19 protein-coding genes are annotated in these 20,119 nt (G+C 43.3%); 4 read left to right on the forward strand and 15 right to left on the reverse strand.

Annotated features, from left to right (window positions below; all coding sequences use genetic code 11):
* Positions 1-16 precede the first annotated feature (16 nt).
* From ABEW32_RS23590 to ABEW32_RS23615, 6 genes are all read right to left on the reverse strand, one after another.
* Complete coding sequence (locus ABEW32_RS23590) at positions 17-3,133, reverse strand: efflux RND transporter permease subunit (protein WP_430192346.1); 3,117 nt, start codon at positions 3,131-3,133, stop codon at positions 17-19.
* Positions 3,130-4,551, reverse strand: coding sequence for an efflux RND transporter periplasmic adaptor subunit (locus tag ABEW32_RS23595; RefSeq protein ID WP_430192348.1), 1,422 nt, complete (start codon positions 4,549-4,551; stop codon positions 3,130-3,132). The genes ABEW32_RS23590 and ABEW32_RS23595 overlap by 4 nt, the downstream gene beginning before the upstream one ends.
* Before the next feature lie 174 nt (positions 4,552-4,725).
* Complete coding sequence (locus tag ABEW32_RS23600) at positions 4,726-5,376, reverse strand: response regulator (RefSeq protein WP_430192350.1); 651 nt, start codon at positions 5,374-5,376, stop codon at positions 4,726-4,728.
* On the reverse strand, positions 5,373-6,617 hold the full coding sequence (locus ABEW32_RS23605) for a sensor histidine kinase (protein ID WP_430192352.1): 1,245 nt from the start codon (positions 6,615-6,617) through the stop codon (positions 5,373-5,375). Before ABEW32_RS23605 ends, ABEW32_RS23600 begins: the two co-directional genes overlap by 4 nt.
* Positions 6,618-6,869: 252 nt before the next feature.
* Positions 6,870-7,040 (reverse strand): hypothetical protein, encoded by a 171-nt coding sequence (locus ABEW32_RS23610; RefSeq protein WP_430192354.1) that lies wholly within the window; start codon positions 7,038-7,040, stop codon positions 6,870-6,872.
* 18 nt (positions 7,041-7,058) lie between these two features.
* Positions 7,059-7,253, reverse strand: coding sequence for an H-type small acid-soluble spore protein (locus tag ABEW32_RS23615; protein ID WP_430192356.1), 195 nt, complete (start codon positions 7,251-7,253; stop codon positions 7,059-7,061).
* 241 nt (positions 7,254-7,494) lie between these two features.
* Here ABEW32_RS23615 and ABEW32_RS23620 point away from each other — a divergent pair, with 241 nt between their 5' ends.
* Positions 7,495-8,694 (forward strand): macrolide family glycosyltransferase, encoded by a 1,200-nt coding sequence (locus ABEW32_RS23620; RefSeq protein ID WP_430192358.1) that lies wholly within the window; start codon positions 7,495-7,497, stop codon positions 8,692-8,694.
* Between the two features lie 76 nt (positions 8,695-8,770).
* On the opposite strand, the gene ABEW32_RS23625 is transcribed toward ABEW32_RS23620, so the two are convergent.
* From ABEW32_RS23625 to ABEW32_RS23650, 6 genes are all read right to left on the reverse strand, one after another.
* Positions 8,771-10,234, reverse strand: coding sequence for a glycoside hydrolase family 32 protein (locus ABEW32_RS23625; protein ID WP_430192360.1), 1,464 nt, complete (start codon positions 10,232-10,234; stop codon positions 8,771-8,773).
* Positions 10,235-10,269: 35 nt separating this feature from the next.
* On the reverse strand, positions 10,270-11,097 hold the full coding sequence (locus ABEW32_RS23630) for a carbohydrate ABC transporter permease (RefSeq protein WP_430192362.1): 828 nt from the start codon (positions 11,095-11,097) through the stop codon (positions 10,270-10,272).
* Positions 11,097-11,981 carry a carbohydrate ABC transporter permease gene (locus ABEW32_RS23635; RefSeq protein ID WP_016820423.1) on the reverse strand — a complete coding sequence of 295 codons (885 nt, stop codon included), beginning with the start codon at positions 11,979-11,981 and terminating at the stop codon, positions 11,097-11,099. The genes ABEW32_RS23630 and ABEW32_RS23635 overlap by 1 nt, the downstream gene beginning before the upstream one ends.
* A 61-nt stretch (positions 11,982-12,042) precedes the next feature.
* Positions 12,043-13,368 (reverse strand): ABC transporter substrate-binding protein, encoded by a 1,326-nt coding sequence (locus ABEW32_RS23640; RefSeq protein WP_430192364.1) that lies wholly within the window; start codon positions 13,366-13,368, stop codon positions 12,043-12,045.
* A 162-nt stretch (positions 13,369-13,530) separates the two neighbouring features.
* On the reverse strand, positions 13,531-14,535 hold the full coding sequence (locus ABEW32_RS23645) for a LacI family DNA-binding transcriptional regulator (RefSeq protein ID WP_430192366.1): 1,005 nt from the start codon (positions 14,533-14,535) through the stop codon (positions 13,531-13,533).
* A gap of 279 nt (positions 14,536-14,814) precedes the next feature.
* Positions 14,815-15,453 (reverse strand): glycoside hydrolase family 11 protein, encoded by a 639-nt coding sequence (locus tag ABEW32_RS23650; RefSeq protein ID WP_430192368.1) that lies wholly within the window; start codon positions 15,451-15,453, stop codon positions 14,815-14,817.
* Between the two features lie 345 nt (positions 15,454-15,798).
* Here ABEW32_RS23650 and ABEW32_RS23655 point away from each other — a divergent pair, with 345 nt between their 5' ends.
* The gene (locus tag ABEW32_RS23655; protein WP_430192370.1) at positions 15,799-16,383 is read left to right on the forward strand and encodes a class I SAM-dependent methyltransferase; all 585 of its coding nucleotides are present in this window, start codon (positions 15,799-15,801) and stop codon (positions 16,381-16,383) included.
* Positions 16,383-16,619: a response regulator transcription factor gene (locus ABEW32_RS23660; RefSeq protein ID WP_430192372.1), complete on the forward strand. Its 237-nt coding sequence runs from the start codon at positions 16,383-16,385 to the stop codon at positions 16,617-16,619. The genes ABEW32_RS23655 and ABEW32_RS23660 overlap by 1 nt, the downstream gene beginning before the upstream one ends.
* A 98-nt stretch (positions 16,620-16,717) precedes the next feature.
* Here the strand turns inward: ABEW32_RS23660 and ABEW32_RS23665 are convergent, their stop codons facing one another.
* From ABEW32_RS23665 to ABEW32_RS23675, 3 genes are all read right to left on the reverse strand, one after another.
* Positions 16,718-17,410, reverse strand: coding sequence for a polysaccharide deacetylase family protein (locus ABEW32_RS23665; protein ID WP_430192373.1), 693 nt, complete (start codon positions 17,408-17,410; stop codon positions 16,718-16,720).
* A gap of 45 nt (positions 17,411-17,455) precedes the next feature.
* Complete coding sequence (locus ABEW32_RS23670) at positions 17,456-18,625, reverse strand: MGDG synthase family glycosyltransferase (RefSeq protein ID WP_430192375.1); 1,170 nt, start codon at positions 18,623-18,625, stop codon at positions 17,456-17,458.
* A gap of 70 nt (positions 18,626-18,695) precedes the next feature.
* On the reverse strand, positions 18,696-19,274 hold the full coding sequence (locus ABEW32_RS23675) for a DedA family protein (RefSeq protein WP_430192376.1): 579 nt from the start codon (positions 19,272-19,274) through the stop codon (positions 18,696-18,698).
* A gap of 274 nt (positions 19,275-19,548) precedes the next feature.
* On the opposite strand from ABEW32_RS23675, the gene ABEW32_RS23680 reads away from it, so the two are divergent.
* Positions 19,549-20,115 (forward strand): class I SAM-dependent methyltransferase, encoded by a 567-nt coding sequence (locus ABEW32_RS23680; protein ID WP_430192379.1) that lies wholly within the window; start codon positions 19,549-19,551, stop codon positions 20,113-20,115.
* Positions 20,116-20,119: the final 4 nt, after the last annotated feature.

Consider the following 20,119-nt stretch of genomic DNA (forward strand, 5'->3'; position numbering starts at 1 on the left):
TCTTTTTTGTATTTACCTACAACGTCAATGAGCTATCGGTATTTATAGACTTTTCCTGCTTCTGCTTCTGCTTCCGCTTCAGCTTCAGATGAGCTACGACCATATACAGAGTCGGAACGACAAACAAGGTTAAAATAGTCGAAAAGATCAGTCCAAAGATAATGGTCGTTGCCAACGGTTTAAAGAGGATTTCCCCTATGGTGGCAATAGGAATCATACCCACAATTGCAGTTAGCGAAGTAAGCAAGATTGGACGGAAACGGGCAGAACATGCCATAAGAATTGCGTCTGTCAGTTCAGCCCCTTCACGCCGCGCATCTTCGATAAACTCTATCAACACAATACCGTTGCGCACGACGATACCGGCCAGTGAAATGATCCCCATAATGCTCATGAATCCGATGGGCATGCCTGAAATAAAGCTTCCAAGAATACCACCTGCCGCTGCCAGATACACAGTGGTCATAATAATGAGCGGTGTGGAGACGGAGTAAAATTGCATCGTGATCAAGAGCAAGATGAGAAAAACAACGATAATGGCTAATTTGCCCAAATCTTTAAAAATATCTGACTGCGCAGATGTTTCTCCTCCCATCTGCCAGGTGTAGCCCGGCTCAAACTGTGTATGGGTTAGTTGGCTACGGATGTCATTAGTGAGTTCTGTAGCCGTACGCCCATTTGCATTGGCTGAGATCGTGACCGTCCGTTCCAAATCATAGCGGTGGATTTGCTGAATGGAAAAGTCCGGTTTCATCGTGACTAACTGGGATAAGGAAATTTGCTCTTTTGCCGCATTGGTTACACTTAATTGTTGGAACAATACCTCAGGATCATCGTTTGGTTTATTCATGTATAGGTTTATATCCAGCAATTCCTTGCCTGTATCAAAATCCGTTACATTGACTCCATTACCCATTAACAACAGAGTTCGCGTCAAATTGGAATAGCTAACCCGATATTTATCCAAGGCTTGTGGGTTAACTTGGAAATTCAGATTATAGCTTTGCATCCCCATATTATCGGTCACGTCCACAGTTCCTGGGGTGCCCGCAACGATTTCTTTGACTTTAGCTGTCATGGTTTGCAGTTTATCAATATCTTCGCCCTTTATACGGATAGACACCGCACTGCCGACCGGAATACCTAATTGAGGAACACGAATGCTGATCAATGCAGATGGATATTTGGCTTGCAGCGTATGGGTCCAGTTATCTACTGTTTTTTGAAGATCGAATAGCCCCTCTTTTCCAACGACAGCAAGTTGACCGTTAACCGCTCCTCCAGAACCGTGACCGCCTGCAACATCGCTGTACATCTGAGGCGCTCCTCCACCTGCCGCTGCCGACAGCCGTTCTGTTTCTGGTTGTTTTTTGACCCACATCCCAATCTCGTTAATAACCCGATTGGTTGCCTGCAACGATGTTCCTTCCGGCATTGTTACGCTGATCGTGGCATCCGCTTGATCAGATTCCGGAAATAATTGAATGGGAACAAGCGCAAGTAGCCCATAAGCTGCCGTACCAATCATTAGACCAATCAGCGCTGTTAAAAGCGGACGCCGCAGTATTCTTGGCATCCAGTTTTTAGAGTACACGTTGGATAGAGACTGGATTTGGTGACCCAATAGCCCAGGTGGCTTAATGGTTTGGTTACTCTCTTTTCCTTTACGGCGTTGATCATACCATTGGCGGAAAATAGGAATAATCGTTAGCGACATAATCATCGACGCCAGCATCGTTAACGAAATAACGGTAGGGATCGGTTTAATAAAGTCTCCGATATTACCCGGCAGAAATAGCAGCGGGGCAAATGCTGCAACCGTAGCTAGCGTAGCTGTAATGATGGATAAGGACACCTCTTTGGTTCCTTTAACAGCCGCCTCTGTAGCATTTTCTCCAAATTCAGAGCGCCGGCGTTCTATGTTGTCATTGACCACGACAGCATCATCAACCAATATCCCTAGCACGATGATGAGTCCAATGACTGAAATTTGATTCAGCGTCGTTCCTGTCAATGGCAAGAAAATAAAGCCGATGGCGATGGAAACAGGAATGGCTAAGGCTACAAATGCAGAAGTCAGCAAATTCAAACCTAAAGTACATATCACAATGACCGATAAAATAGCGATGATCATCTCTTTGGTCAGGTTTCCAAATATATCACTCACTCGATCATTTTGTGCAAAAAGCAGCTCAAAATGTACATTCTTCGGCAAACTGCTCGCCAGCTGATTGATTTTAGCTGTTGTTGCTTTGGATACTGTCGGCACATCCGTTCCTATATCCCCGCTTACACTGATCGAAATAGCAGGCTTGGTATTCACATACGTATAACTAGCTGCTTTTTTAAAAACAAGCGAGGCAGTACCTATATCCTTCAAAGATATCGGAAATCCATCGTCATTGCTTGAAATCTGGACGTTATTTAGAATCGATGGATCCGTTGAGGCATTCACCGTCAGCTGATAAGTACGCTCATTGAAATCCATACTTCCTGTAGGCACTCTATCATTCTCATCCTTGATCGCTTGAACGACTTGTTCCCAGGAAATGTTATATTGTTGCATCTTTTGCGTGTCTAAGCTGACTCGTACCTCTTGCTCGGGTATTCCTTGAATATTAACCTGCGAAATACCGGGGACCGTTTTTAATTGATCCTTCCATTTGTTCATTGTTTCATTTAACGAGTATAAATCCTCAACCTTATCAGAAGTAATCGCATATGAACCGATGAAAGAGCTAGTCATGCTATCATTAATCATAGGCTGCATCGCATCGTCTGGGAGCTCGGATTGGGCGTCCTGTACCTTTGTACGTAGATCAGCCCATACTTTGGTCGGGTCCGCATCATTCAAAGCTTCTATGATGATGCTGGATTGCCCTTTCGAGGAAGTGGAAGAAATCGTTTTGACACCTTGTACAGATTTAATTTTTTGTTCCATAATCTTGGTAATGGTTTGCTCGATTCTTTCAGGTGAGGCACCCGGATAGATCGTTGTAACACTGGCGGTCATGGGAATTACATCAGGCTGCTCCTGTTTCGGTAACGATGTAAAATTGAAGAGCCCTAGCAGTATGCACATGCCAAAGAAAATGAGCGTAATTTTCTGCTTTTTAACGATATATCTAATCATTCGGACGACTCCTCCGCTTTCCCAAGCACATCATTCCCAATTAAATCTCCATTAAATAAGGTTCCTGCTCCTTGTGTAACGATTTGATCGCCTGCCTGAAGCCCGGATAGAACTTCGAATTGATTATTCGTCACTTTTCCCACTTTAATCGTGGTTTTAACAGCCTTGCCATTTACAGCTTTAAAAATATAAGGGTCACTTCCCGTACTAATCACGGATTCTACAGGCACTAACAGTGCTTCCGCTTGATTCACACTTTTAGATGCGCTGATGACTTGTCCAGGCTTCCAATTCAGTTCGGGATTAGGAATGCTAACTTCCACATTAATACTGCCTGTTTTGGCATTCGTCGATGGATAGATCTGAGTGACGGTCCCTGTTCTAATTTCATCATAGAGAGATATATTTACTTTTTGGTTTTTCTTCCATGATAAGATTTCGCTGTCCGGTACGGGCAGAAGTACTTTTAAGGTCTTGATATTTCCGACGATGAATGCCTCACTTCCACTGGAGCCCAGTTGACCATCGGCTACCTTTTTTTCAATGACCACGCCAGTGATCGGGGAGGTTAAAGTCGCTTTTTTAAGTGACAAGGATGACTGTTCATAAGCAGCCAATGCATCCTCGTAGGTAGCCTGCGCTTGAGCTTTACTGGCTAGTCCTTGCTGTTTCGTAGCAATAGCGGTTTCCAGCCCTGCTCTGGCCTGCTCTATACCAGCTGAAGCCTGAGCACGTTGTTCCTGCGAGGCGCCTGCAAGCAAGAGAGACAGCTGCTCTTGTGCGTCACTTAGACTTTTTTGTGCATTCGTTAATTCCAGCTGTGCATTCTCATTTTCCGACAATGATGCTGCGCCTGCCTGGAACAGGCTCTGCGTCCGTGCGGCATCCGCCTTTTTCTTATTGTAGGTATTGGTTGCCGCAGTAACCGCATTTTGTGACTGGGCAATTTCCTGCTTTTTGGCACCATTATTCAATTCCTGCAATTTCGATTGGGCCGCATCGACCTGGGATTGCGAACTATGAATACCCGCCTGTGCCGATTGAACGGAAGCCTCCGCTTGGCTAAGACCGGCCTTTGCCTTTTCCATGGTTGCCTTGGCCCGATCCAACTGCAACTGGTAAGCAGATGTATCCAACTTCGCAAGGACGCTCCCTTTTTCTACGGAATCCCCTACCTCAACCATAGTGTTCAATATACGTCCATCCGCTTCAAAGGAAACACTAGCTTCATTACTGGCCTGCAATGTTCCTGCCAAATTAAAATCATTGGCCAAAGGTTTCATTACAAGCTTCTCTACTTTTACCGGGTGACTTGCTTGTGTTACAGAGTTCTCCGTTGCACTGGAGCAACCGGAAGCTACTATAGCTAATGCAATCCCTGTAATCATGATCCTGATTCCTTTTCTCTTCAACTTCATGTCATCCTCCCTGATTCTCTCTTCTAAAGGTGCTATCAGCAACCCGTGGGTCATGTAGGCTTTTTTCATTTCTTGTTTCATGTTATAACAATGAACACACAAAAAAATCGTACAAAGGGGCAAGCACCTTATGTACGACTGGGCAATGAACTTACATATATTCAGTTAACATCTCTAAAGCTGTAAAATACCACGTTCCAACGAAACGGCAACGGCTTCGGATCTGGAATCAACACCAAGCTTGTTATAAATATTCGTTAAATGCGCTTTGACAGTACGCTCTGAGATCCCCATATCAAAGGCAATTTCCTTGCTTTTAAAACCATGTGCAACAGACTTTAATATGTGCCTTTCCTTATCAGTAAGAGTTAAGTTGCTTTCGTCCGGCTCTGGCTTGGCTTCTTTCTTATTCGTTGCAGCGAACACTCTTGCTGTGATTTCTGGCTGAAGCAGCGTTTCGCCCCTTAGTGCTGACTCAATCGTGCGAAACAGGTTTTCCCGACTGGTATCCTTTAGCAAATATCCTTTTGCTCCCAATGAAAGTCCCTTAATCATTAAATCATCTTCATTATAGGTAGTCAGAATAATGACTGGCGTTTCATTTTGTTTTTCTCTGAGGGCTTTCATAGTTTCCAAACCACTCATTTGTGGCATATACAAATCCAGCAATATGACATCCGGTTGAAGTTCTTCGATCAATTTAAGAGCTGTTATACCCTCTCCGGCCTCGCCAATAACTTCATAGCTGTCATTGGTCTCTAACACCAGCTTTAACCCTTCTCTTACGACCCAATGATCGTCGACGATTAAAATCTTGTATTTCATGATAGATCTCCTTTAGCAAGAGGCGCCTCTATTTTGATAGCTGTTCCTTTTTGAACTATACTGTTGATATTTATGCTTCCACCGAGCATCCGTACACGTTCATGTATACCTATTATTCCGTAATGTCCTGTTTGCTTGGCAATAATATCCGTATCAAATCCTTTTCCATCATCACGAATCTCAATTTCAATCCTGCCTTCGTTATCTAAAATATTAATCCATACGGTATTCGCGTGTGAATGCTTCGCTACATTGGTTAAACACTCGCTTATAATAAACAATCCATGTTCAAACAGCAGTCTGGGGACTGAAGCTTTAATTTTAATGTTGCGTATTACACGAATGCTCGTAGCCATTGTAAATCGCTGTATTTCTTCTTCTACTGCTTCTGCAAAGTCAACCTCCGAGATGGTTTTCGAACGCAGATTGTCGATGGCTCGTCTCGAATCAGACAAGGTCCTTCGCACTTGTGACATCGATTGCTGGACGATCTCCTGAGCTCTTTGCGTACTTCCTTTGGTCAGATGGGCATCAATAGCTTCAAGCTGCATGATTAGCCCAGCGAGACCTTGAGCCAGCGTATCATGCAGATCACGGGCCATACGTTGTCGTTCGTTAGCAAGTGTAAGTTCCTCCACCTTTTGATGTGCGATTTCAAGCTCTTTCAGAACGTTTTGCGTTCGAATTCGTGCTTTGACTTGTTTGAGAAAAAGAATGGCATACGCTATGATAACAACTGCAATGAGAAAAAATAGCGGGATGAACAACACAAATTGCCTGCCGTCATTATGCCAGACCACAGCCACACAAAAAAGTACATAGGAGATTAAAAATACAAGAATAACCTTAAGCGGCTTATAATAAATACCTATACTCTGACCTACCAAAACGGGCATTAACCCCACCAGTACTATGGAGAAGCTTTCAGGTAGAAGAAATGCACTTGCAAAGATTAATCCCCCTTGCACAACAAAATAAGCCCATGAAAAATATTTTGCAACTCTATGAGCATGCAAGTACAAAAGAATGTGCAATATGATGATTACAGTGAAAAAGAAGCTTTGCAGCAGATTTAGACCGCTGGATAAATGTTGAAGAATGACAGACTCACTATATATTATAAAAATCCATATGATGGTTAATACTTTCGAAATGTCCTTGGTCTCAACTTCACCTTCACCTTTACTTTCACTTATTTCCGGCTCTAGATTTTGAACCTGTACATTGTATTCATCGTTCATAATTCCCTCCTACAATTCTGAATTCGGTTTTTCAACTTATTAGAAACAATGCCGCTCTGAGCAGCTGGTCATTTCTTTTGAACAGTAATCATGTATAACTTATTTTACAAAAAAACGAAAAGAAAAAAACGTACACATGGGCAGCTTCACTTGTACGTTTGGGCATGGAATACTTTTTGTTCGATACCATCCAAAATTATACGTCATATAAAAAGCACGCAGCAGGTTATCCTGTGCGCGCTTGGCCACTCTCTATTCCTCTTCCAACTCATCTGGTACATCATACTTATTGATATGAGAAGTCATTGCTGCAACGGCTTCGCTGGCATCCGTGGTGGCGGGTACTTGTCTGACCACATCATCCGTCTGATCACGAAAATTCAAACGATCTGCCTCGATCTCTTTCTGCTGATTTGGTTTCACTTTTCATGTCGCTCCTTTCTATTCAAGGGTTTGATCTCGTTCCGTCAACGTGTACAAAGGTACTTCCCGTTCCTCTTCTGGATTGTTCAGTGCATAGATCCGTGCCGTCTCACGCTGTTCATTCACATGCTGAATATAGATGGGTAACCCATCGCACAACACATTCGCCATAATGGAAGAGGACGCTATTTCTTGCGCTCTTTGAACATTCACTTAGAAAAAACCTCCCTTGCTAAGTAGAGTTCTCCCTTACTATGCACGAGGTAAATATTTGTTATACACATTTCATGCCAACATGTCCCTATCCTTATTCTTTAAAATTATGTTGGCCGATGATTAAAACACGTTTCATGAAAGGATATCATTTGAAAAAATAAATATTATTGTTATTATGGATTAAGAGATTCAGTTAAACTGCATCTTAAATGAAAGAGTAGGAAAGGAGTAAGGATGGATGTTAAATGTATTAATGGTTAATTTTCCGGCAGAAGGACATGTAAACCCCACGCTTGGGATCACGCAAGCCTTTGCAGCACGAGGGGACCAAGTTCATTACATTACAACTGAGAAATACAAGAATAGACTCGAAGCAGTTGGAGCGAAGGTTCACCTGCATCCTGATCTGGTCAGGACTGCTTCCATTGATACCAACACTCCGGCAGGACTGAACGCATTTTTGAATATTCATATCCAGACTTCGATGGACATCTTAGCCATCACTCAGGAGCTGTCCGAGCGTATTCAATTTGACTTGGTGTTCTATGATCGATTCGGAGCTGGTGAATTAGTAAGAGATTATTTGAATATTCCAGGCATCTCTTCATCCCCATCTTTTCTCATTTCAAATCATCTGATGGCTGCCAATCTCTTCCGCTCCGACGCTAAAGTACCGTTCCATCCTGATGAACAAGTCACAACTTCACTGCATCTCATGAAGGAAAGATTCGGTGTTGCCCCCAAAGAGTTAGTTCAATTTATGAACAATTCAGGGGCTTTGAATGTTGTATATACGAGCAAGTATTTTCAACCGAATGGTGAACAATTTGGGGACGAGCATCTTTTTATTGGACCCAGCTTTCCAGAACGTAAAGGAGAAAATTCATTCCCGCTGGACAGACTACAGGGAAAAAAGGTTTTGTATATTTCGATGGGAACTGTGCTGGACCACACTGAAGACTTTTTTAACACCTGTATTGAAGCTTTTTCCGATTTTGAAGGCATCGTCGTGATTGCGGCTGGCGAAAAAGCCGACTTTACCAAAATCAATCCAGCCCCTGAGCACTTTATTATCTCACCCTATGTACCTCAATTGGAGGTATTACGCCATTCAGATGTATTTATTACTCATGGTGGAATGAACAGCGTGAATGAAGGAATTCACTTTAATGTCCCTTTGGTAGTGCTGCCTCAGGACAAGGATCAGCCCATGGTCGCACAGCGGTTAACGGAACTTCAGGCTGGCTATCGAATAACCAAGGATCAAATCCATGCCCAATCGTTAAAAGATGCCGTACATGAGGTCGTGTCAAACGCAGCCTATAAAGAGGGTGTACAAAAAATAAACAATAGCTTCCAGCAATGCGGCGGCACAGCAGAAGCCCTCACCAGAATTGATGCATATCTTGATGCTTACCTGCAAAATAAGCGCGCATAAATCACACGAGTACAATTCTCACAAAAAAACAGGAACCCTGACCCTCAACGGTCAGGTTCCTGTTTGTCATGTCATTCTATGTGAGGATATCCCACTTCTGGAACGAGGAAATCGTGCATTTTCCGCTCGCAAACGCCCGAATGCCCGTTGATTCCATTCCGGGATACACCCTTCCTGTGAGCACGTATTCACCGTCACCGATGAATATCTCTACCGAGCTCTTATCGACAAAAACCCGCAGCTCCAGGCGTCCCGCTTGTAAGCCCAAGGGCACTCTTCTCTCTCCGCCTGGCCCGATCCCAGCACGCTCACGGTTAAAACGGAATAGACCGTCATCGGGACGATACGACAGTACCGTTTCCTCTTCGTCGCCCACTCGCAGCTTCAAGCCGAATTCCTCCGTATGGCCAGCCTCGAACTCAAATACCGCCTTCAGCTCGTAGCTATCTCCAGACGTTTCCATAATCTGCTCGCCTGTCAGTAAGATATCATGCTGCTCGAACAGATTGGATCGGTAATTCTCCACCTCTTCAAGCGGACGGAACAGCAATCTGTCGTGGTCGATCACCGCTTCCCGCGGAAGACTCATCGCACCAGCCCAATGATGCCCCTGCTGAGTCGGCATCTCCGACTCCCACATATCCATCCATCCGATGATAATCCGCCGTCCCTTATCATCCAAGGTTGACTGCGGGGCATAGAAATCGAATCCGTGGTCTACCTGATCATACCGTTCTGCCGTAAATGTTCCGTTCACGGCATTGAAATCACCTATACCGTACATCGTGGAATGCAGATTATGGTATGCTTCTCCCTGAGCAGGCATGCGCTGTGGAGATAGCATAAATACGTGCCGATCACCGAGCGGGAACAGATCTGGACACTCCCAATTATCGCCGTAGCGTCCGTCACTCACAACCAGCACATTGACATACGTCCAGCTTCTCAGATCTTCAGATCGGTAAAGCAGTACAAGCCCGTTCCCTTGGGCGTCATTAGAACCAAGAACGACGTAGTATTGGTCCTCATGCCTGAACACCTTAGGATCACGAAAATCTTTGCGGCTGACCGTGTCCGGTATGGCGTCATAACCGATGACTGGGTTGCCCTCCCACTTTTCGAATGTCACTCCGTCTTCTGATACTGCAATTCCCTGTGACTGCTTGTAATCCTGATCCTTGTCAGGCCCAGTTACAACATGTCCGGTATACATCAGGACAAGCTTCCCGTCCTGCTCAATTGCACTGCCGGAGAAGCAGCCGTCACGGTCGAACTCACCGTCCGGAGCCAAAGCGACCGGTAGATAGTCCCACTTCATAAGATCGCGGCTGACTGCGTGTCCCCAGTGCATCGGTCCCCATACCGATTTATACGGGTAATGTTGATAGAACAAATGATACTGCCCGTTATATTGAATAAAACCGTTCGGATCGTTCATCCAGCCGAATTCAGCCATTAAATGATAGTTCAATCGATAATCCGAGCGGAGCATATGCTTAGACTGGGAAATAAATTGATCAGCATTTTCTCTCGTATACACTCTAGTATGTTTGATAAGGCATCCTACCCCTACAGTTATTTAATTGAACCTTGCATTACACCCTGAATAATGTACTTTTGGGCGAACAGATAAATGATAATGATCGGAAATATGGTTAGGACCAAACTTGCCATCAATGGACCATAATCCACTGTATAGGTTCCATAAAAGTTGTATGTGGACAATGGAAGCGTCCTTTGCTCGGGATCGACCAGAATGAGCGATGGCAGCAGAAAATCATTCCAGATCCACAGCACATTGAGAATGGAAATGGTAGCAGTTGTGGGCATCAATACCGGAAACACGATTCGGAAGAAGGTCTGAATCCGCGTGCAGCCGTCAATCAGCGCCGCTTCCTCCAATTCCTTCGGAATACTCTTTACAAATCCATGATAAATGAAAACAGCCAGCGAGCTGCCAAAACCGATATACATGTAAATCAGCGACCATTTGCTGTTCAGCAGATCAAGTGAGCCGTAAATTTTCACCAATGGAATCATGATGGCCTGGAATGGAATAATCATGGAAGCTACCATCAGCATAAATGTATATTGGTTGAACTTGGTGTTGTTTCTGACAAAATAATGAGCCGTCATCGCCGCGAACAGGGAGATAAACAAGACACTTAACACCGTTATGACCAATGAGTTAGTGAATGCAGTGATATAATTCATTTTATCAAATGCATTCATATAGTTGGTCATATTGAAGCTCTCTGGAAGCGATAACGGATTCGAGGTAATCGCCATATTTTCCTTGAACGAATTGATCAGCAGAAAGACGAACGGTACGATGAATAATATGAGTAGGACTGTCAGCACAATGAATTTGATCATGGAGGAAGCGATTTTTTTGCTTGCCATTACGCCTCCACCTCCAACTTCTTGCTAAAATAAACCTGGAGCAGAGTGATGAGAGCAACCATCAGGAACAGTACGAATGCTTCTGCCTGCCCTACACCATAGTCACGGGAAAGGAATGCCTTTTCATACACATGCATCGACACCATTTGAGTACTACTGAACGGCCCACCTTTCGTGAGCGCAAGGTTGACGTCATAGACCATAAATCCACGCTGCAGGGACAAAAATATACATACGATGAAAGAAGGAACCATCAAGGGCAGCACCATTTTCCGCAGTCTGGTCCAGCTGCTCGCCCCGTCAATGCTTGCAGCCTCCATAATATCATTCGGCACACCCGTCAAACCTGCAATATAAATGACCATCATGTAACCCGCGTTCTGCCACACGGTTACAATCACGAGTGTCCAGAACGCTTTGTCAGGATCAGCCAGCCAAGTCGTGCTGAGCGCCTGAATGTCGGCATGTTGTCCCAAATAGACCAGCACGTTGTTGAAGATGAACTGCCAGATAAAACCGAGTACAATACCGCCGACAAGGTTGGGCAGGAAAAATCCTGCCCGGAAAATACTCTGTCCTTTTAACCCTTTAGTCAGCACATAAGCCAGCATAAAAGCGATGACATTGATAAGAACAACGGTATAAAATACATATTTGAGCGTCAAGGCGAACGATTTCCAAAACTCAATATCCCGAAAAACGGCCAGATAGTTTTGGATGCCAACCAGCGTTAGTGTCGTGGAAATACCATCCCAGTTTGTGAACGTCAAATAAATGCCGTACAAGAATGGAATGATCATTACCGTGATGAAGGCAAACAAAGTGGGTCCGGTGAACAATAGCCGCGTCCGTAGCCGGTTCCATACTCCTTTTTCCGCAATCATGGTGATCCCTCTCTTTGTTTCGGATTTCTCTCTCTATTTCCGGGTAATTTGAAAATAAGCCTTATTTTACGCTTTTCCAGTAGTCTTCGATTTCCTTAGCCAGTGTTGCGCGATCGCCCTGTTTCGCCAGATATTTTTGCATGGAAGATCCTAGCTTAGACCAGTGGTCGGCAGGCAGCATGCTCATCGACTGCTCTGACTTGCCTTTTGCGATATACTCCTGGATAGACTTGCCAAGCGGGTCAGCCGCAGGCAATGTAATATTTTTGAACGCTGGGATAATGTTCGCTTTGTTTACGAGGAAATCTTGGCCTTTCGCATCATAGACGATCCAGCTCAGGAACTTCTTCGCTGCCTCTTGCTGCTCCGGCGTACTCTTCTCCTTGTCAATAACAATACGCTTGGAAACAGCGGATGAAATTTCCTGATTGCCGTAGTCATCGGCATTGTTGCTGATGGGTACAGGCAAGAAACCATATTCTTTGTTAGCGGTATCAAAACCGCTGATTTGCGGCCATGCCCAGTTGCCCATGAACCAAATGCCAACTTCGCCTTTGCCAAGCAATTCTGGTCCACGCTCGTAAGCACCTGCCAGTGGGGAAGCCTGATCGATATTGTATTTCATCATGACGTCGAATGTATCCATAAGTCCGTTAAATACTGGATTGGTAGCCAAGTTAGCCTGGCCCGCTTTCAGTGACGCCATGAATTTGTCCACTTCAGCCATGTCTTTGTTCTGGCCTGCATAAGCAAGTGGCAAATAATGAGCGCCTAGGGACCAATCCATTGGTGAAATCACCAATGCTTTCTTCCCAGATGCCTCGATTTGCTGAAACAGCTTTTCAAGATCATTGCGGGTTTTAATTGTGGTGGGGTCAAAACTTCCGCCTACCGCTTTATCAACAACCGCTTTGTTGTAGATGAATCCGTAGCCTTCAACAGCCAGCGGAAACGCGTAATTTTTACCGTCAAACGTCGTCGTTGTGGTAGCGTTTTCAACAGTGTCCGCATTCCACTTTTCTCCGCTTAGATCGAGGATACGATCCTTGAATTTCTCCACATCACCTGTATCAAGCATGATCATGGTCGGCGGGTTTCCAGATGCATACAATGCAGAGGCACGCTCAAAAGGCGATCCACCGGCCGGAACCGGCTGGATTTCAACTGTGATGCCGGGATTGTCTTTCTGGAACGCCTTGGCGGCATCCTCCAGCTGTGAAAGGATTTCACCTTTAGAGTTCAAAAGCGTAATTTTCACATTTCCCGAATCTGCTGATCCCCCTCCAGAAGCCGAATTACCCGCTCCTCCGGAGCCACCGCATGCAGACACCACCATAACCAAAAGAAGTAGCATTACCATCCATTGAACTCTTTTGAATTTTCTCACTGTTGTCATCCCCTTATTTCTATAATGGCTCTGAATGCTTAAATAAAACGCTTACAAACGGATTATATGTCAAAGAATCAACCTATGTCAATCGTTTGACATGTTAAACCTTTAGCATTCATTAAAAAAAATCTGTTCCCCTTGTTAGAGGAACAGATTTCATTAGGTCGTTGCACGCTCAATCAATTCAACAGGCAGCTGATTGACAGGCTGTACCTGCTCTCCCTCGGCCTGTCTACGAATCAGCTCGACCGCCAGCCTGCCGATCTCTGCAATCGGCTGTCTTACCGATGTAAGTTCAGGCGTCAGCCAGGAAGCAGCGCTTACGTCATCGAAACCTACAATACGCACATTCTCCGGTACATGCCGTCCGGCCCGAATATATTCTTTCAACGCAAAAGCAGCAATAATATCGCTTGTTGCAAACACCCCATCCACATCTGGATGTTCATGCACGAGTTTGGAGATCATTCGCTCGTACTCTTTTTGGTCGAACACATTCAAATCCGTTTGAACAATCACATGCTGGACACTATGCCTGTCCACAACATCTCGGAAAGCTGTGGTACGCTCATTGGACAGCATGTTCAGCTCCAGATTTCCACATATATGCGCAATTTTCCGGCAGCCTTTACGAATGAGCAGCTCCGTAGCCAGCTCGCCTCCGCGATAATTGTCCGAAGATATATACGGAATATACGGGTCAATCTGCCTGTCAAAGGTCACAATCGGTGAATTCAAATGTCGGTATTCTTCTACTTCCAAGGTATGGCTTCCCATAATGATGCCGTCTACCCGGTTTCGTTTTAACATATCGATATACACTTTTTCCTTCACAGGGTCCATATGCGAATTGCAGAGTAGAACCTTGCACCCCTGCTGATAGGCATAATACTCCACCTGATTAGCAAGCTCACTAAAGAAAGGATGCGAGACATTGGGAATAATAAGTCCGATTATATTGGACTGCTTGCGTAGCAGGGACCGTGCTATTTCATTCGGTTGATAATTAAGCTCTTCCATTGCATCGAACACTTTTTTGCGTGTAGCTTCACTGATATAGCCCCGGTTATTCATTACACGGGATACTGTAGTGACCGACACGCCCGCTTTTAACGCCACATCATGAATTGTTGCCATATAAACCTCTTTCCGAGCAAAATACATACATATAAACTATACCCCCTCCTCATCTTTTCGACAACCTTAGGTAGTATGTGCTTCTCAGACATGAAAACAGCGACAGCCGTAGACGAGAAATCGTCCTCAACTGTCGCTGTTTCATTAACTAACGCATCCCTTTAGTTTAACACTTGTTAAGTGTGCCTTGTTCAGACTTTTCTCTACGTTATTGTTGCTCTCTATGAAAGGCCAGTTCCAGTTAAGTATTTGTCTCCGGCATTCTTTTCCTTATCTATGTTGTAATACGGCTTTAAGCCCTCATGATTACCACACCGTTACGTTAGAGCTCCCACTACTCTGATACCCTTCTGTTGCTAACACTTGGTAAGACCAGCTATTCCCCAGAGGCATTCCTTTGCTCGCCCATGCCTTCACGTGATTGCTGAAAGTGATCGTGGAGTTGCCCCCGGTCGGTCTCTTCGTCTGTCGAACACTCCAGTACTGAATAAACGTCGTTTTTTGGCCGTCAATGGAAGGTGCGTCGTATCGCATTGTTGTGTAGATGTCATATGTGCCTCCATCACTGGTCACCGTACCTTTATACGTTCCGGTAGGTCGATAAGTTCCCCAGCTATCCACAACGTAATATTCGATGAGTGAGTTTCTCGTCCACCCGTAGAGAGCCAAATATCCATTACCGGACGGCGCCCAGACACCGGCATTGTAGTTAATCGTTCTGTCTGGCGATCCAGTAGTCCAGCCTTTACCGACAACAAAATTCCCGGTATCCTTCCATGTTACGCTGTAATTACCGCCTGATCCATTAACAGCATTGACCGTCCCACCGCCATCGGTCCAATTTTGCCAATAGTCTGTCGCTGCACTTGAGGTTGTTGCTAACACCCCAAAACTCATGGAAGCTGCAAGAACTACTGTTAACATTTTCTTACTAAACTTAAACATACTTTACCTCCTGAAATTTTTATATTTGCATTCTACACCTACTCGTTGGTGGATCCTCTGTTGTAGTACATCGCTTATGTGTACCATATTCCGTGCTTTCTTACTTTTACCTCCTTTCTGAGTAAAATTATATAATGATAGCGGTTACATGAATACTCGACAAATTAAACATTAAACTCTATTATGTTTAGATTTCTTTGAGTTTTATAGAGCTCGTCGAGGGTTTACTCCAAACTCGAACTAGTCTACATATCTTCAGATTTTCTTTAGATATATCCTCGTAAAATCCTTAGATTTTTTCGCTACTATTTTTATATGAACAAAATAAAAGGAAGAAAATAAGTCATGGGGGATAAACGGTTGAATTTCAATGAATACCTACTTTTTTTGCAAGGATTCCTTACCAATCCACAACGAGTGGGAAGCGTTATGCCTAGCTCTCGATTTCTAGCAGCTAAAGTGGTTGAGTCTGTACCCTGGGATGAGGTCAAGGCCATCGCAGAGCTTGGATCAGGTACAGGTGCTATTACACGTTTCATGAAGACACAATTAACTGGATCAACAAAAGTGTTATTGTTCGAAAGAGATAAGAAAATGAGAGAGAATCTGAAGACAAAATACCCGGATTTCATGTGTAACTCAAATGCTTGCCAATTAGTTAAAAAATTGAATCAAGATGACATCGGCCAATTGGACTGTATTATTAGCGGATTACCATTTTTTAATTTTACGAGTGAAATGCGAGGAACTTTACTTAATCAGATTATTCAGGCACTAAAACCTGGAGGAATTTTTGTTGCTTTTCAGTACTCGCTGCAAATGAAAAAAAAATTCGCCGAAGACTTAACTATTGAAGAAATCAAGTTCGTGCCCTTCAACTTCCCTCCAGCTTTTATATATGTCTGTCGCAAAAAAAGAGGGGTCGTGTAATGGATACCATACTTGTTGTAGCTGACGATTCTGAGCTTCGAGACGCTATTCACGTATATTTTCGCAATGAGGGATTCTTTGTTATAGAAGCTGTAGATAGTCTGGAAGCGCTAGATCTAGTAAAGTCAATCTCTGTTGATCTGGTCATCCTTGATGCTGGGATGCTACGTACGGATCGTATCCAGACCTGCACTGAAATATGGAAAATGTCTAACACCCCTATGATCCTCATCTAAGTAAAAAAACTTAAGCCTGAGCAAAATGTTCTCCTGGCTTAAGTTTTATTTTAGAACCTTTCGATTCAATTTCTCTCGAGCTCATGTACTTAGCACGTTTAACGATCAGCATCTACTCTATGAAAGGAATACCCTGTGTATAATGCCTCAGTAATAAATTCATTTAGTGCCTCCAGCATGAATGCAGGTGCACTCCTGTCTGCTCCGAACGTCTGCCCACTATCATGAAGAACAATGACAGCTCCCCCCTTTAGCTTGGACAGTAGCCTTTGCTTAATTTTTTGTTTGCCGCCAGAGCTTTTCCAATCACCTACAATAACAGACCAAAGTATCATACGAAATTTTCTCATTAAAAAAAAGTCAAACAGGTTGATAACTCCCCATGGGGGCCGATAGTAAAAGGTTCTTTTCCCAATAATACGATCAATGACGTTGGCCGTTTTGTTTACCTGCTCTCGAACCTTCTTTGGACTCATCAAGGCATTGGACCAATGCACGTAATTGTGAATTCCAACAAGATGTCCCTCACTGTGCATTCGTTGGATTAGATCGGGGTATTTCTCCGCTTTTTGACCAAGAACAAAAAAGGTCACTTTGATGTTATGCTTCTTTAATAAATCAAGCAAAAGAGGCGTATATTCTGGGTCTGGACCGTCATCAAAGGTCAAAGCAATGGGCTGCTTGCTCGTTCCTTTTTTATAAACCCCGATACCAAATATTCGAACCATAAGGGTTGGAATAATCGTGTAGACGAGTAATGCACTAATGAGAATAATTAATATCTGCTCCATTATCCTGCTCCTTTTTAACAGTAGTGAATCAATGCTTGTCTTCTTTTAGGAGCATATATTTATTCCATTGACTCTATTGTTCATTTTCACAATTCCAAAAATAACTTCTAATGACGCAAACGCGGACTCTTTAGGATGAAACCGTTTGGTATTTTCTTTCATTTCCTGAAGAAGTTTTGCATTATTTAGCAATTTTGATAGCCGCTTTGTTAAATCCCGAGATGTCTCTGCATGAATGGCTACTCCGGAGTGAACTAAAAATTTGGCATTATCCTGTTCTTGACCAGGAATTGGCTTACAAAGTAGCATCGGCAGTTCCATGGCAATCGCCTCAAAAGTCGTAACTCCTCCTGGCTTAGTAATCATGATGTCAGATACGGCCATTAATTCATGAACATAATGAATATAACCTGTTAAATGGATGCGATGTTTGGAACCTTTCAGCATTTCACTCAGCTCCATTCGAAGCTTTCCATTATGCCCACAAACAATGATGAACTGTACAGGTTGAGACAATTGGTCAAATTCCTGAATCGTAGAGCTTCCATCGCCAATCATGCCGCAACCTCCTCCCATCACAAGCACAGTAGGCATATAAGGGTCTAAACCATGCTTCTTTGCCGTTTTCACTCTTTCCATGGACTGGGAAAATCGCGGTCGAATAGGAATTCCTGTATCCGCAATCTGCGTCTCTTCAACACCTAGCTGAATCAAAGAATCACGAACAATTTTGGAGCCTACGATATATTGATCGGTATAGGGATAGATCCATGAGCTATGATCGGTGTGATCGGTAATCGTAGTAACAGTAGGAATATCGATTAAACCATATGACTTTAGCTTCGACATCACGCCTGCGGCCAAAGGGAATGTACTTATTACCATAATGGGTTGTACTTTATCAATTAATTTCATAATTCGTCCGATTCCAGTAGAGAAAACGGTTTTTACGATATGGGATAGAGCGTTTGGCTTCCGTGTTTTCTGATATAGATATCCATACACCTGGGGGAACGTTTTGACGGCTTGCAGATAAATCAATCGACTCCAATGATTCACATAGGGATGAATCCATTCCATAAAATCAATAACGACAGGTTCCATATGAGGAAACCGAATCTGCACTGCATCTTGCAGTGCTTGGGCTACTTGATTATGGCCATCTCCATAATTTCCGGTAAGAATCAATATTTTTTCTTTCTTTACTTTTTTCATTGATCACAACTCTCCTTCATATCGCTTCAAAAGAACAAACCATTTTGTCCTATTTACTTCACTTATCGTCTCATGCAGTAAAGATGAACTTGAACCACTTCGTTACGATAAAAGTGCCAACACCTATTATTAAAGCAGCCACAGCTAATTTAGGATCGATCATATCTAGTAAATTCAATATATGGTGTCCAAAAAATTTGCCAAAAGCAAAGAACGTAGTGGTCCAAACTAAGGCGCTCGAATACGAAAGTAAAGCAAACTTCTTGTACGAGATACCGTTCAGACCAACAAACACAGGCAGAATATACCGAATGACTGGAATTAAAAATCCAAGACACATTGCGATATCTCCGTGTTGCTCAAAAAGTATCTCTGCTCTCTGGAAATGGCGGTTGTTTTGCAACTTTGGTTTGAATTTCTCTCCAGAGATTCTGCCTACCAAATAAGCAAATGTAATTGCTGTAAACAAGCCAGCGAGGATAACCATATATACAATCCACGGGTTTAAAACTCCGTTGTTACTCAAAATCCCACCTGTTAGTATGGTTAATTCATTAGGAACAGGGACCCCGAATGGGCCTAGGCAGAAGGCTAGGAAAAAAAACAAATACCCATAATGATTGACTAGTAAAACGATATCGCTAATCATGTTCTAACCTCCTCGCGATGTCGATAAAAGCATATTAATATAAAAATCTTAGGAGCTTATAGGGAGATTTCTAAAGAAATTCTAAAGTAATTACCTTTCCTCTTATAAAAAAAAGCCTTACCAACCTGGTTGGTAAGGCTTTTAGGGTTCTACGGCATTGACGTTAAAGCTTTCATAGATGAATTCTTTAGATTTTCTTTAGAAATATACTCATAAATTCCTTAGTTTTTTTCAATATGATTTGTGTACATAAACCGTAATGGAGGCTATTCAGTTGAAAATCAATGAAAATCTTTTATTTTTGCGAAGCTTTATTCACAGTCCGAAAAATGTGGGAAGTGTTATACCAAGCTCCCGGTTTCTGGCGACCAAAATGGTTAAACAAGCGCCTTGGAACGAGATTAAAGCAGTCGCAGAGCTCGGATCCGGTACAGGTGCCATCACACGTTTTATCAACACTCAGGTAAGTGGAGCAACAAAAGTGTTATTATTTGAGATGGATGAGACGATGAGGAATAATTTACAGACAGAATATCCAGACTTCTCCTGTCATCCAAACGCTGCACGTTTAGTAGAAGCAATGAAGCAAGAGAACATTCAACAGTTGGATTGTATTATTAGCGGGCTACCTTTTTTTAATTTTGAACGTGAATTGAGAGATACCTTGGTTGAACAGATTTATACAGCACTCAAACCTGGAGGCCTATTTATCGCCTTTCAATATTCACTTCAAATGAAAAAGCAACTTTCCGAAAAATTTATCATCGAAAAAATTAATTTGGTGCCTCTCAATATCCCTCCTGCTTTCGTTTACGTCTGTCGTAAAAGGGAAACAATGTAAACGA

The sequence above is a fragment of the Paenibacillus jamilae genome (genome assembly GCF_050482105.1).
Taxonomy (GTDB): Bacteria; Bacillota; Bacilli; order Paenibacillales; family Paenibacillaceae; genus Paenibacillus; species Paenibacillus jamilae_B.

Bases quoted from the DNA above. Each gene is read 5' to 3' on its own strand.
- ABEW32_RS23590 (WP_430192346.1), bottom strand. From the start codon at position 3,133: ATGATTAGATATATCGTTAAAAAGCAGAAAATTACGCTCATTTTCTTT.
- ABEW32_RS23595 (WP_430192348.1), bottom strand. From the start codon at position 4,551: ATGAAGTTGAAGAGAAAAGGAATCAGGATCATGATTACAGGGATTGCA.
- ABEW32_RS23600 (WP_430192350.1), bottom strand. From the start codon at position 5,376: ATGAAATACAAGATTTTAATCGTCGACGATCATTGGGTCGTAAGAGAA.
- ABEW32_RS23605 (WP_430192352.1), bottom strand. From the start codon at position 6,617: ATGAACGATGAATACAATGTACAGGTTCAAAATCTAGAGCCGGAAATA.
- ABEW32_RS23620 (WP_430192358.1), top strand. From the start codon at position 7,495: ATGTTAAATGTATTAATGGTTAATTTTCCGGCAGAAGGACATGTAAAC.
- ABEW32_RS23630 (WP_430192362.1), bottom strand. From the start codon at position 11,097: ATGGCAAGCAAAAAAATCGCTTCCTCCATGATCAAATTCATTGTGCTG.
- ABEW32_RS23635 (WP_016820423.1), bottom strand. From the start codon at position 11,981: ATGATTGCGGAAAAAGGAGTATGGAACCGGCTACGGACGCGGCTATTG.
- ABEW32_RS23645 (WP_430192366.1), bottom strand. From the start codon at position 14,535: ATGTATTTTGCTCGGAAAGAGGTTTATATGGCAACAATTCATGATGTG.
- ABEW32_RS23650 (WP_430192368.1), bottom strand. From the start codon at position 15,453: ATGTTTAAGTTTAGTAAGAAAATGTTAACAGTAGTTCTTGCAGCTTCC.
- ABEW32_RS23655 (WP_430192370.1), top strand. From the start codon at position 15,799: ATGGGGGATAAACGGTTGAATTTCAATGAATACCTACTTTTTTTGCAA.
- ABEW32_RS23660 (WP_430192372.1), top strand. From the start codon at position 16,383: ATGGATACCATACTTGTTGTAGCTGACGATTCTGAGCTTCGAGACGCT.
- ABEW32_RS23665 (WP_430192373.1), bottom strand. From the start codon at position 17,410: ATGGAGCAGATATTAATTATTCTCATTAGTGCATTACTCGTCTACACG.
- ABEW32_RS23670 (WP_430192375.1), bottom strand. From the start codon at position 18,625: ATGAAAAAAGTAAAGAAAGAAAAAATATTGATTCTTACCGGAAATTAT.
- ABEW32_RS23675 (WP_430192376.1), bottom strand. From the start codon at position 19,274: ATGATTAGCGATATCGTTTTACTAGTCAATCATTATGGGTATTTGTTT.